Here is an 11,916-nt window from a genome sequence, read left to right as displayed (position 1 = left end):
TGCCGGGCTTGCGAGTCCTCAACCGATGAACCTGTTGCCCTTACCTAGGTTGCACGATTGGCAGAGAGTTTGAAGATTCTCCACTACCGTGCGGCCATCAAGACTCACCGGGAGGATGTGATCGATGTGCAATGTCGCATCTGCCGCCGACGCCCCGCACATACGGCACCGAAAACCATCGCGTTTCAAGATTTTCGTCCTGAGTCCGGGAGTCATCAGGGTTCGCTCACGCTGACGCAACGCTGCGGTTGTCGACTGGCGCGATCAGGTGTCCTGAGCGGCCGCAAGTCCCTGCCGAAGTTGATCGAAATCCCACTCGAGACGACGGGCATAGGTCTTCTCCCCCTTGGGACTCGTGTACCTCACCGTCGTGCCAACGTTTGCCGCCGGAGTTGGAAAGTTCAATTTCATATGATTAAACAATTTCCGCTCGATCGCCGCGAATCGCTCCTCGCTAACGCGCGGATCGCTGCTCCTGCCCAGGAGCCTGTACTCCAGCGCTTCGAAGTCGTGACGGTAGGTGGCGAACAATTTTGTCGCCTCAATCCGCAAGCGGATCTCCTGCTCAATCCACAATTCGTCATCCAGGACGTTCGAACTCATAAGTGCAGACAGATCAAATCGATCAAACTTGGTCTTGGAATCTACCGACACCCTGTAGTTGAGGCCTATGGGAGAGTACGTGATGATTGACGGCCGAAAGCGCGAGTTCAAGTCATCGAGCTGCACTAGCGCCTCACTCGCCCCGCTCACAAGTCGCCGTCGCCTGAGGACGAGCAAAGCCACGATTAGGACGAGTGAAAACGCGACAAGAGTCACGACTGACACAAGGGGCAAGACGGAGATTAGGGCACCGGTCACGTCCCCCGTTTTCAAGAAGTCGAGGGGACGGGCACCCCCCGCAGAATCATCGAGTGCTTCAAACATGGTCAATATTCCCCCGGCAAGTCCATTCACTTGATCAGGCCCAGTTTACGGGCGCGCCTACGACCCGGTGTCATCTTCAATGGGGTCGGATACCCCGCGTTCAGGGGTAGACTCGCTCTACGAGCTCTGCTCCGCGCGGTCAGCAATTCCCGTTAGCTTAGGAAGATCGGGGGTTCTTGAGACTTCGGCAGGATACTCGTGTCCGCGGTTGCACCGCCCGTGCGACCAATTAGAAGGTCGTTGAAAGGCTGCGCTCCGATGCCAGCCAACATCATGACGTTATGAAGGCGGAGCCAACCGCTGCATAACCTCGGCCGGCTCCGACTTCACCCTACGGTCCGGCTCGGCATAGTGCGCCTTCGTCGTCGACGTGGAGGTGTGTCCGAGCATGTCGGCCGCCGCCTGCATTCCCAGCTCGTTGGCGAGCAACGTCGCGCCCGTTCGGCGAAAGGAGTGCGGCGTGATGTTCAGGCCCTCGAGTCCGGCATTTCGGAGGATCTCCCGGAACGTGCGCCTGACGTTGTATGGCGCGAGTGGGGTGCCCACCCTCGAGTAGAAGATCAGGTGCTCCGCGTCCTCCGGATCGAGCAGTGCCAAACGCTGGCGGATTACCTCGACCGCAAAAGGCGGCATGCCAATCACGCGGTTCGACTCGTGGGTCTTGGGATGCTCCTGACGGTGCACGCCGGCCTTGTTGTGCACGACGAGCGTGCCGCTGATGTGCACCCGCGGCGGGTCGGCGTCCAGGTCGACGTCGCACTGGCGAATGGCGAGCGCCTCTCCGATGCGGGTGGCGGTGCCGAGCATCACCTCGATGATGTCTCGCACCTGGCCGTCGGACCGCGGCCCCATTCGGCCGTCCTCCGTGCGCCATTCGCGCGCTGCGAGACGAATCGCAGCGATCTGCTCTGTCGTGAGCGCCTTCGGAGTGTGTGGGGGCTTCTTCATCCGCGACGTCTCTTTCATGGGATTGCGCGGAATGATCTCCCGCCGCACCGCGAAGGCCAGGATCATACCGAGCAGCGTCCGGGAGTGCTTCGCTCTCGGGTACGACTGCGCTCGCTGCTGCCTCAGGAAGAGCTCGATCCTCCCAACGGTCACTTCTCGAATCGTGAAGTTCTCGAAGAAGGGCAAGACCAGTACGCGCAGGTAGGTGTCTTTCGTACCCTGCGAGCGGTCAACGTCGAGCATCACGTCCTCCATCCAGGCCGCAGCCAGCGCCAGGAATGGTGAGCTCGCCGTGAGCAAGTCGCCGCTACCGCCGGCTCGTAGGCGCGCCGCTAGGTCCGACTTGAGTGCTGCCTGTGCGGCGTTACGACTCGAGCCGGTCGCGGTCACCTTGCGCGTCTGACCGTCCCAGTCGCGGAATCGAGTCACGGAGCGAAAAATCCCAAGACTGACCTGTTGAGTCGTAATGGCACCGAACGTGCTGATCGGGAGCCGAGGGCGTCCGGCCATCAGCGTCTGTCCCCGTGGGCGGTGGATGGTTCGGGCTCGTGGAGGCCGTCCAGCCATCGCACCACGTCGGAAACGCGGTAGCGGATCTCTCGGCCGACTCGAATTCCAGAGGGGCCACGGCCGCCGGCACGCAGGTCGTAGATTGCCTGCGCTTGCACACCGAGATATTCGGCGAGCTCGCTTGTCGTTAAAACCGGCTCAAGACCGAGCCCGAAGTGTCGTTCGCTGTCCATAACCCATAGGTAATCGAGGTCACTCCAGATGACTCGAATTGGGTCGTGCACCTTCTCTGTGAACACCCGGAAAAGGCGGAAATTTTTGAATAAACGGTTAATATACGGATAGTGCGTCAAGTCTTGCCCTTTCGGTACAGACAAGAAGCCCTGATCAGATCAAATTTACAGTAGGGCGGCCGGGACTTGAACCCGGGACCGACGGATTATGAGTCCGCTGCTCTAACCAGCTGAGCTACCGCCCCAAAAGGCACAACCAACGGTTGTACCAACACATATTACTCGGGCGACTGCGACGAGGCCCCATTGGGGACCAGATCGCTCACCGGCTCCCCACGATACAGGCATTCGAATGTGTTCAACGTTCGCTTGATGTCGTGCGCGGCAATGAGCTTGAGTGACTCTCGCTTGAGCTCCGCCAGGCGATCCGGCGGCGCGGTGAGAACCACGGTCAGCTTGTCGGCCAGATCCTGCGCGTCGCTCGGCTTGAATAGGTACCCGTTCGCCTCATCGTGCACGAGGTGCGGCAGCGCCATGGCATCCGCCGCGACAATGGGCAGTCCGGAGGCCATCGCCTCCATCGTGGCGATACTCTGCAGCTCGGCGACAGAGGGCATGGCAAACACCGTGGCGCGCGAATAGGCGGCGCGCAGCTCGTCATCCGTCACGTAACCGGTGAACGTGACACGCGAGCGGATGCCGAGGGTGTCGGCCAGGTGCTCCAGGTTGCGTTTCTGATCGCCCCCGCCGACGATTTCAATTTGAGCATCGAGATCGGCGGACAGCAGCGCTGCAGCCTGAAGTAGGACGTCGATCTGCTTCTCACCGGTGACGCGACCGACGAAGAGGATGCGGTTCTCGGTGCGCGGCTCAAAATTCGGTGCGTAGTTGTCGGCATCGATCCCGCAGGAGATGGCGTATACCCCGGTGAGGCCGGTGTATTTCTCAAGAAACTGGGCGGCGCGGCGGGTCGGAGTCGTGACCGCTGCGGCGCGCCCGAAGGTGCGGCGGGCTGCCCGCCACGCAGCCTTGATGACTCGATCCTGCAAACCGACCGGAACGAGGGAGAACTTCACCATGTTCTCCGGCATGAAGTGGTTGGTGCCGACCAAGCGGATGTTGCGCTTCGCCGCCTCGATGGACACACCACGCCCCACGTTGATATGCGACTGAAAGTGCACGACATCGGGGTGGAACGAATCGAGAATGCGCCGGCTTTCGCCGCGAATCAGCCAAGGCAGGGCGAATCGCAGCCAGTCGTGCGGGTACCAGCGCCAGCTGTGCAGGCGGTGCACCACCATGGCCTGGCCCTCGTGCATCTCAGTCCAGCTGCCGTGCTTGCGCGACGCGGCCGGCGCCATAATCTGCACTTCGTGGCCGCGGGCGACGAGGCCAGCAGCGAGCCGCTCGGCAAATCGTGCCGCACCGTTCACATCGGGTGCAAACGTGTCGGCCGCAATGAGCACGCGAATCCGAGGTTTCTCGGTCGGCGCATCCGTCGCGCTCTCGGGCGCATCGCCCGGAGTCGGGCTGCTCAGCAAGTCGGTCGAATCTGACAAGTGGAGTGGTCCCTACGTTGTTGGGCCGGGGATCATCGTCCGGCAGGATATCTCGGGTGCGCGCGGCAAGAAATGACGCTGCGCACTCGAACCCTATTCTAAACCGTGCCACCCGCGCGGCGCCCCGCACCGTGGCGGCCGAAATTCGCAGGAAGTCAGCGATCGAGTTGTGGGTGGTAGCGCGCGAGCAGGAAGACGCCCCAAATGGCGATCGCGCCGGCAACGACGAAGGCGATTGCGGCTGCGGGTGGGGCTTGGCTGGCTTCACCCAGCACAACGATTCCGATTCCCACCGCGACGAGCGGGTCGACGACGGTGAGCCCGGCAATGACCAGATCGGGCGGTCCGGACGCGTAGGCGTTTTGCACGAAGTAGGCCCCGAGCGCTGCGGCCAACAGCAGGCCGAGCACACAGGTGAGGGTCAGCCACTCGAAGTTGCCGTGCTGGGTGCGGTTGATCACGACCTTTGCGAGGGTGGCGACGAATCCGTACAGCACACCGGCGCCGAGAATGTAAAAGATCGCCTGGGACCGTCGGCGCAGAAACCCAAAGGCGAGCCCAAAGGCCAGCAGTACGGCCGCTAGCACGAAGAGGATGGTCACCAGGTTTTGGTCGGTGACCGGCTTGTCGACTGCGGTGAACGCGGCAACGGTGACGAACAGGCCGACCCCGCCCACGCACATCGAGATGGCGATAATGCTGGCCCGATTGAGTTTGACTTTGCTGACTCTCGCGTTCAGCACGGCGGTGATCACGAGGGCGACTGCCCCGAGCGGCTGCACGACGATGATGGGGGCGAAGGCGAGGCTGGTCAGTTGGAACACGATGGCCAGGCCGAGCATGAGCGAACCGAATACCCACGACGGCCGAGCCAGCAGCAGGGTCAGCTGGCGTGCGTTGAGTCCGCCGGTGACCTCTTCGGTGCGCGCCTCGACTTTGGTGACGCCACGGTGCTGGAATTGAGCGCCGAGGGAGAGAAAAACCGCACCGACCAAGGCCAGCGGAATTCCGATGGCCTGACGTGGATCGATAGCGATTTCTGTCGCCAGATCGGTTAGGTCGGAGGTCACTTGATGACCCTATCGACAAGCTTGCCGATATTCTGGAGAAATGGCCGTACGCGCGATAGTAATTTCAGGTGACCCCGTTCTCCACTCCCCCGCAGCTCCCGTCGTCGATTTCGACGATAGTTTGCGCGAATTGGTTCGAGACATGTTCGAGACGATGGATGCCGCGCCGGGGGTCGGTCTCGCCGCCACTCAGGTGGGGGTTGGGCTACGCATTTTCACCTACAGCTACCAGGACGACGACGAGGTATCGTGGCGCGGCGTTGCGATCAACCCCGAACTGTGGATCACGCCGGTGTCGGCCGCGCCCGTCGATGACGAAGATGTCGACGAAGACGAAGGCTGCCTGTCATTTCCGGGCGAGCGTTTTCCCCTGAAGCGATCCCAGTCCGCCATTCTGCGGGCCGTTGATGCCGAGCAGCAACCCTTCGAGATTCGAGCTGATGGCTGGCTCGCCCGCATCTTCCAGCACGAATACGACCACCTCGACGGCACGCTCTATGTGGATCGCCTGGAGCACGTCTACGCGAAAATGGCGGCCAAGGTCGAACGCAAGAAGAGTTGGGGCGTGCCCGGCCTGAGCTGGACCCCCGGCATCGACGACCTCGAGGGCTAGCTAGATCAGCGCGCGCAGCCCCGCGGCGACCAGCGCCGCCACGATCACGACCACGATGAACGGCGTTTTGATCGCGAACAGCCCGGCCGCCACGATCACGGCGGGAATGCGAGCGTCCACGGTGAGTGCCTGCCCGCTGCCGAGCGTCTGCACGGCAATCAGCGCCGCCAGCAGCGCCACCGTCAGCAGGTCGGCGATGCGCGACGGCGTGGGCTTCTGCAACAGGGCCGGCGGCACGAGATAGCCGGCCAGCTTGAGCGCGAGCACGGCGATGGAAGCCGCAATAATGATCTGCCACAGGGTCATGAGCGCAACTTCGTTCGAGCGGATGCCCAGCCGGGCACGGTCGGCCCGCCCAGCCAGTTGAACAGTCCGACCACGACCGCCACGAGGGCGGCGACCAGCACGGGCAGACCCGGCATGAGCACGGGGGTGAGCGTGGCGGCGACGACCGCAGCCGCGACGGCCACCGCGACCGCCTGCATCCGCTTGAGGCGGGGCCAGAGCAGGCCGACGAACGCGGCCGCTGCTGCAGCGTCGAGCCCGTATGCCCGGGTATCGCCGAGGGCATCGCCGATCAGTGCGCCGATCAGGGTGGTCGCGTTCCAGCCTATGAAGACCGCCACGCCGGTGACCCAGAAGCCGACCCGGCGGCTGTGCGGTGTCGGCTGGGCGAGAGCGACCGCGGTTGATTCGTCAATCGTGATCCACCCGGCGGCCAGGCGTTTCCAGAGGCCGGTGCCGACGATCGGTGCGGTACGCATGCCGTAGATGCCGTTGCGCACACCGAGCAGCGCTGCGCTCGCGATGGCTGCCGGGCCGGCGGCGACCCCACCGGCAGCGAGCACGCCGATGAGGGCGAATTGCGAGCCCCCGGAGAACATGACGATGCTAATGAAACTGGTCTGCCAGATGTCGAGCCCCGCGGCGACCGAAAGTGCACCGAACGACACCCCATAGGCAGCGGTCGCGAGCCCCACGGCCAGACCTTCACGAACGGCCAGGCGTTGCTGGCGTGTCTCGTCGTCGGGGTGGGTCGCAGGCACGGTGAGGAGGGGTGCCCGGGGTCACCGGGTGAGGTCGACGCCGTGCACGCCGTTGTGAAAGCGAAGTGACGGGAACACAGCCGAAACCGAGAAACCCAGACCGGGCACCGTTCCGGCGTTGAACACGCCGCCGAACAGCTGGGCGCGCTCCCGCATCTGCGTGATGCCGGGGCCGGCAATGCTCTCGCTGAGGGCTTTGAGGTCGTCCTCGATCGTGTACGGGGTGCGTGCGGCTTGCTCGCCGGAATCCTTGCCGTCCCGACGGGCTGCAGCACGGATGCCGTCGTCGTCGACGAGCAGCTGCAGGCCGTCGCGGGTCCAGGTGAACGACACGCGAGCTTCGGTACCGACGCCGCCGTGCTTGAGCGCGTTGGAGAGGGCACTCTGCAGAATGCGGAAGATTGCGAGCTCGGCGCCCGCCTTGAGTGCGAAGCGTTCGCCCGATTCGATGAAACTCACCACGAGCCCGGCGTCGCGCATCACCCGAAACAGGTCACGGGTCGACTGCGGGCCGGGCTGGAGCGCGCCGACGGTCTCGCCCTCGCGCACGATGGTCAGCACGCGGCGCATGTCGGCGAGAGCCACCCGGCCGTCATCGACGAGCGCCGTGGCAGCGCGCACAGCCGTCGACGGGTCGCTCTCGGCGGTGTAGCGGGCACCCTCGGCGCGGGTGATAAGGCGGGCGATGGTGAGCACGGCGCCATCCTGCAGCTCGCGGATGATGGCCAAGCGTCCCTGCTGCTCGGCGAGCGAGAGCTCCAGTTCGATGCGCACGCGTTCGGCGGCATTGCGGTCGAACAGTACCCGGCGTGAGCGAATTAGCGAGATGGCCCACAGCACGAGCAGCGCCCCGGAGAGTACGCCGAGTGCTGGTACCAGAAGTTGCGAGAAATCCACTGCTGACCGCCGTCTCGTGTGCCAAGCCCGGCGCACTGTCGAAATTGGAAGAACCTTTTTTGTCGGCACAAAACGAACCGACAAAAAAGGCCACCCGGGGTGGAGCCCTGAGTGGCCTTTCGCTCCCCGACTTGGACTCGAACCAAGAACCTGCGCATTAACAGTGCGCTGCTCTGCCAATTGAGCTATCGAGGAATGCTTGAACAGCGTTGCTACTTTACCAAGGTTTCTTGCCTGTCCCAAACCACGTCGACTGCCGATCGGCTCTGACGTGCCCGATTTGCCAGTTCAAAGGCCCTGCATCCCCCGAAAGGTGGGCCGCTTGCAACTAATGAGCAGTCTGACGCGCCAAAAGCCGGTCGGGCGTGTCGGGCCGGCCGCGACCGATCGCGCATCAAGCGGATGCGATCGGTCGCAACCGGCGATCAGCTCGCGGCTGCGGCATCCGTTTCATCGTCGCTGGCGGTGGCTGCGGCAGTGTCGGTTGCAGCGCTTGCGGGATGCTGCAGGGCGGCGGCTAGTCCGCGCACGTAGGGATGCCACGGGTCTCGAAAGACGTCGTCGATGGTGCCGAGGCCGACGAGCACGCCCTGATGCATGACACCGATGCGGTTGGCCACCCGCTGCAGCACAGCCAGGTCGTGACTGATGACGAGAGCCGAGAACGACCGTTCCTGCTGTAATTCGCTGATCAGGTCGATAACCGCGTCGCGCACCAGTACGTCAACGCCTGCTGTGGGCTCATCAGCGATCAACAGCGCCGGACCGAACACGAGCGCACGGGCCAGCGCCACACGCTGTCGCTGGCCGCTGGAGAGCTCGTAAGGGTATTGTCCTAGAACCGTCAGGGGCAGGCGCACCGCGTCGATCATGGTGGCCACCTGGGCGCCGAGGGCGCGACGGTTGTAGCGTCGATCGCGTTCCAGCACGGGCTCAGCGACGATCTCGGCCACCGTCATGGTCGACGGCAGGGTATCGGCAGCGTCCTGGGCCAGCAGCCCGACCCCGAACGTGAGCCGGGCCAGCTTGCGCTTGCTGATGCGGCGCAGGCCGAACCCCAGCACGGTCGCGTCTCCCCCGGTGATCTGCGGACGGATGCCGGTCACGTCGCTCACAAAAGCGTTACCGGAGAGCACCCGGGCCACGGTGCTCTTGCCGGAACCGCTCTCGCCGAGCAGCCCCACCACCTCACCGGGCTCGATGCGCAGGGTGAACCCGTGCACCGCGACAAACGCCGGGCTGGCACCGTGGGGTGGGTATTCGATGGTCAGATCGCTGGTCTGGATTGGGGGAACGGATACCGCGCCATGCCTCATACGGACTATCCCGCCGCCCGCAGAATGCGGAGTTCGTTCCGGCGCAGCGCCTGGGCAGCCGGATCCGGAACCGGCAGCGAGGCGAGGAGACGCTGGGTGTAGGCATCCTTCGGGGCACCGAGCACCTCAGCACCGGTACCTTCCTCGACCAGTTTCCCCTTATACAGCACGGCAATGCGGTCGGCGAGAATGTCGACGACCGCGAGGTCGTGGCTAATGAACAGGGCTGCGAAGCCGAACTCCCTCTGGAGTTCGGCGAAGAGCTCGAGCACCTTGGCCTGCACCGACACGTCGAGCGCGCTGGTGGGCTCGTCGGCGATCAGCAGACTCGGTTCCAGCGCGAGGCCGCGGGCGAGGCTGGCACGCTGGCGCTGACCACCGCTGAGCTCGTGCGGGTATCGGTCGCCGTAGGCGCGCGGCAGCTGCACCGCCTCGAGCAGTTCGTTGACCCGCTTACGGGCGGCCCCGGCGTTGGCGGCGCGCCCGTGCACGACGAGCGGTTCGGCGACGCACTCGGCGATCGTGAGAAGCGGGTTGAAGCTTGACGCCGGGTCTTGAAAGACGAAGCCGATGTCGCTGCGCACCTTCTTGAAGGCGCGTTCCTTGAATCCGTTCATCTCGTGCCCGAGCACACTCAGGGAACCATCAGTCACCCGGGTGAGTCCGGCCATGGCACGGCCAATCGTGGTCTTGCCCGATCCGCTCTCGCCGACCAGACCGAGCACTTCGCCAGAGCGGATGACGAAACTCACGCCGTCGACGGCGGTGAAACCGGGTTTCCCCAACCGGCCCGGGTACTGGATCTTCAGGTTGTCGGCCACGACGACCGGGGGTTCGGCTGCCCAGCCGGGTTCGCGGGACAGAGCGCGCTGGGTCGCGCGAATGGTGCCCTGGCCGACGTGGGGCACCGAGCCGAGCAGTCGCTTGGTGTAGTCGTGTCGCGGTGTTGAGAAGAGTTCGTGCACAGGCGCTTCCTCCACGATCTTGCCCTCGTACATGACGACGACGCGGTCGGCGAGGTCAGCGACGACGCCCATGTTGTGCGTGATGAGCACGATGGCGGTGCCGAATTCATCGCGGCAACGGCGCAGCAGGTCGAGGATCTCGGCCTGCACCGTCACATCCAACGCGGTGGTCGGTTCGTCGGCCACGATCAGCCCAGGGTCGAGCACGAGTGCCATGGCGATAACCACGCGCTGCTTCTGGCCGCCGGAGAACTGGTGCGGGTAGTAGTCGACACGGCTCTGCGGGTCGGGGATGCCGACGCGACCGAGAATCTCAATGGCCTTCGCGCGGGCTTCCTTGCGGCTGAACTCACCGTGGGCGCGAATACCCTCGGCGATCTGCCAACCGACGGTGAACACGGGGTTCAGGGCCGTAGACGGCTCCTGGAACACCATGGAAACATCCGTTCCCCGCAGTTGGCGCAACTTTTGCTTGCTCACCGCGAGAACGTCGTTGGAATCAGAACCGTCCTTGCTGCTGAGGATGACGGTACCGTGCGCGGTTGCCGTTTCTGGCAGCAACCCGAGGATGGTCTTGGCCGTGACGCTCTTGCCGCTGCCGCTCTCCCCCACGATGGCGAGAATCTCGCCCGGAGCAACCCGCAGGGTCACCCCGTCGACTGCTTTGACGGCACCACCGTCGGTGGCAAACGTGACATTGAGGTTGTCGATGCGAACGACGTCGGGAAGGGACTGAGCGCTCATTATTTGGCCTCAAATGGGTCGTCGTTCGGGTGCGGGTTGTCGGCTGGAGCGTCGGGTTCGAGCCCCTCGATTCCTCCGGGGCCGGCGGACAGGGTTCCACCGGCAACAACGCTCGTTGCGGCGACGACTCCGGCGGTTTTGCCAGGAGCACGTCGACTGCGCAGGCGCGGGTCGGCGAGGTCGTTGAGGCTTTCACCAACGAGGGTGATGCCGAGAACCACGAGAACAATTGCCAGACCTGGGAACAGGCTCGTCCACCAGATGCCGCTGGTCACGTCGGACAGTGACTTGTTCAGGTCATAGCCCCACTCGGCGGCCGACGACGGTTCGATGCCGAAGCCGATGAAGCCGAGTCCCGCGAGGGTCAGGAGTGCCTCAGAGGCATTGAGCGTGAAGATCAGCGGCAGGGTGCGGGTGGCATTACGCAGTACGTGACGAAACATGATACGCCCGTTGCTGGCACCGAGAACGCGGGCCGACTCCACGTAGGCTTCCGCCTTGATGCGCACGGTCTCAGCACGAATCACCCGGAAGTACTGCGGGATGAAGACCACGGTGATCGAGATCGCGGCGGCGAAAATTCCGCCCCACAGACCGGATCGGCCACCGGAGATGACAATGCCCATGACGATCGCGAGCAGCAGGGCCGGAAAGGCATAGACGGCGTCGCAGATGACCACGAGTACCCGGTCGAGCCAGCCGCCGAAGTAACCGGAGACGAGACCCAGGCCCACGCCGGCGAAAATCGACAGCACGACAGCGATGACCATCACGGTGATCGCGGTCTGCGACCCCCAGATGACACGGGAGAGCACGTCGTAACCACCGACGGTGGTGCCCAGAAAGTGAGCGCCGCCCGGTGACTGCTGGGCGCCGAACGTTCCGTTCGCATCGCGGAGCTGGCTAAAGCCGTAAGGCGCCAGGAGCGGGGCGAAGATCGCGGTCAGGATGAAGATTCCAGTGATCACGAGGCCGACGACGAGCATGCCTCGTTGCAGCCCAACGCTCTGCCGGAGCTGGTGTATGACGGGCAGTCGTGTCCACAGTGGCGCTTTGGGGGCGTGGGTGGTTTCAGTGAGCGTTGTCAT

At 64.0% G+C, this 11,916-nt stretch carries 13 protein-coding genes and 2 tRNA genes; 1 reads left to right on the top strand and 14 read right to left on the bottom strand.

Features of this window, described 5'->3' with window-relative positions:
* Positions 1-18: 18 nt before the first annotated feature.
* The 7 genes from CXY77_RS21155 to CXY77_RS18625 all read right to left on the bottom strand — a co-directional run bounded on the left by CXY77_RS21155 (position 19) and on the right by CXY77_RS18625 (position 5,247).
* Entirely contained in the window at positions 19-162 is a 144-nt protein-coding gene (locus CXY77_RS21155; protein ID WP_369831323.1) for an HNH endonuclease, read from the bottom strand.
* Positions 163-264: 102 nt separating this feature from the next.
* A complete protein-coding gene (locus tag CXY77_RS18650; RefSeq protein WP_140425581.1) occupies positions 265-729 on the bottom strand; it encodes a hypothetical protein in 465 nt (154 codons plus the stop codon).
* Between the two features lie 477 nt (positions 730-1,206).
* Complete coding sequence (locus CXY77_RS18645; RefSeq protein WP_158252886.1) at positions 1,207-2,304, bottom strand: site-specific integrase; 1,098 nt, start codon at positions 2,302-2,304, stop codon at positions 1,207-1,209.
* An 80-nt stretch (positions 2,305-2,384) separates the two neighbouring features.
* Positions 2,385-2,738: an AlpA family transcriptional regulator gene (locus tag CXY77_RS18640; RefSeq protein ID WP_233197514.1), complete on the bottom strand. Its 354-nt coding sequence runs from the start codon at positions 2,736-2,738 to the stop codon at positions 2,385-2,387.
* A gap of 51 nt (positions 2,739-2,789) precedes the next feature.
* A tRNA-Ile gene (locus CXY77_RS18635) sits at positions 2,790-2,863 on the bottom strand.
* 33 nt (positions 2,864-2,896) lie between these two features.
* Positions 2,897-4,177, bottom strand: coding sequence for a glycosyltransferase (locus CXY77_RS18630; RefSeq protein WP_092339835.1), 1,281 nt, complete (start codon positions 4,175-4,177; stop codon positions 2,897-2,899).
* Between the two features lie 155 nt (positions 4,178-4,332).
* A complete protein-coding gene (locus CXY77_RS18625) occupies positions 4,333-5,247 on the bottom strand; it encodes a DMT family transporter (protein WP_104130699.1) in 915 nt (304 codons plus the stop codon).
* Positions 5,248-5,287: 40 nt separating this feature from the next.
* Here CXY77_RS18625 and def point away from each other — a divergent pair, with 40 nt between their 5' ends.
* On the top strand, positions 5,288-5,860 hold the full coding sequence (gene def / locus CXY77_RS18620) for a peptide deformylase (protein ID WP_104130698.1): 573 nt from the start codon (positions 5,288-5,290) through the stop codon (positions 5,858-5,860).
* Here def and CXY77_RS18615 read toward each other — a convergent pair whose 3' ends face one another.
* The 7 genes from CXY77_RS18615 to CXY77_RS18585 form a co-directional block, all read right to left on the bottom strand.
* Positions 5,861-6,166, bottom strand: a complete 306-nt coding sequence (locus CXY77_RS18615; RefSeq protein ID WP_092339832.1) for an AzlD domain-containing protein — start codon at positions 6,164-6,166, stop codon at positions 5,861-5,863.
* The gene (locus CXY77_RS18610) at positions 6,163-6,906 is read right to left on the bottom strand and encodes an AzlC family ABC transporter permease (RefSeq protein WP_104130697.1); all 744 of its coding nucleotides are present in this window, start codon (positions 6,904-6,906) and stop codon (positions 6,163-6,165) included. The genes CXY77_RS18615 and CXY77_RS18610 overlap by 4 nt, the downstream gene beginning before the upstream one ends.
* Positions 6,907-6,927: 21 nt before the next feature.
* On the bottom strand, positions 6,928-7,803 hold the full coding sequence (locus tag CXY77_RS18605) for a sensor histidine kinase (protein ID WP_092339830.1): 876 nt from the start codon (positions 7,801-7,803) through the stop codon (positions 6,928-6,930).
* 122 nt (positions 7,804-7,925) lie between these two features.
* Positions 7,926-7,998: transfer RNA gene (locus CXY77_RS18600), tRNA-Asn, on the bottom strand.
* 230 nt (positions 7,999-8,228) lie between these two features.
* Entirely contained in the window at positions 8,229-9,119 is an 891-nt protein-coding gene (locus tag CXY77_RS18595; RefSeq protein WP_104130696.1) for an ATP-binding cassette domain-containing protein, read from the bottom strand.
* Between the two features lie 5 nt (positions 9,120-9,124).
* Positions 9,125-10,828: an ABC transporter ATP-binding protein gene (locus CXY77_RS18590; RefSeq protein WP_092339828.1), complete on the bottom strand. Its 1,704-nt coding sequence runs from the start codon at positions 10,826-10,828 to the stop codon at positions 9,125-9,127.
* Complete coding sequence (locus tag CXY77_RS18585; RefSeq protein ID WP_104130695.1) at positions 10,828-11,916, bottom strand: ABC transporter permease; 1,089 nt, start codon at positions 11,914-11,916, stop codon at positions 10,828-10,830. The genes CXY77_RS18590 and CXY77_RS18585 overlap by 1 nt, the downstream gene beginning before the upstream one ends.

Origin of the sequence: Cryobacterium sp. N21, assembly GCF_002929575.1 — a bacterium.
GTDB classification, from domain to species: domain Bacteria; phylum Actinomycetota; class Actinomycetes; order Actinomycetales; family Microbacteriaceae; genus Cryobacterium; species Cryobacterium flavum.
This window is presented reverse-complemented; position numbering and strand designations above follow the sequence as displayed.

Coding starts and splice junctions, on each gene's coding strand:
- CXY77_RS18615 (WP_092339832.1), bottom strand. CDS start 6,166: ATGACCCTGTGGCAGATCATTATTGCGGCTTCCATCGCCGTGCTCGCG.
- CXY77_RS18590 (WP_092339828.1), bottom strand. CDS start 10,828: ATGAGCGCTCAGTCCCTTCCCGACGTCGTTCGCATCGACAACCTCAAT.
- def (WP_104130698.1), top strand. CDS start 5,288: ATGGCCGTACGCGCGATAGTAATTTCAGGTGACCCCGTTCTCCACTCC.
- CXY77_RS18595 (WP_104130696.1), bottom strand. CDS start 9,119: ATGAGGCATGGCGCGGTATCCGTTCCCCCAATCCAGACCAGCGATCTG.
- CXY77_RS21155 (WP_369831323.1), bottom strand. CDS start 162: ATGTGCGGGGCGTCGGCGGCAGATGCGACATTGCACATCGATCACATC.
- CXY77_RS18585 (WP_104130695.1), bottom strand. CDS start 11,916: ATGACAACGCTCACTGAAACCACCCACGCCCCCAAAGCGCCACTGTGG.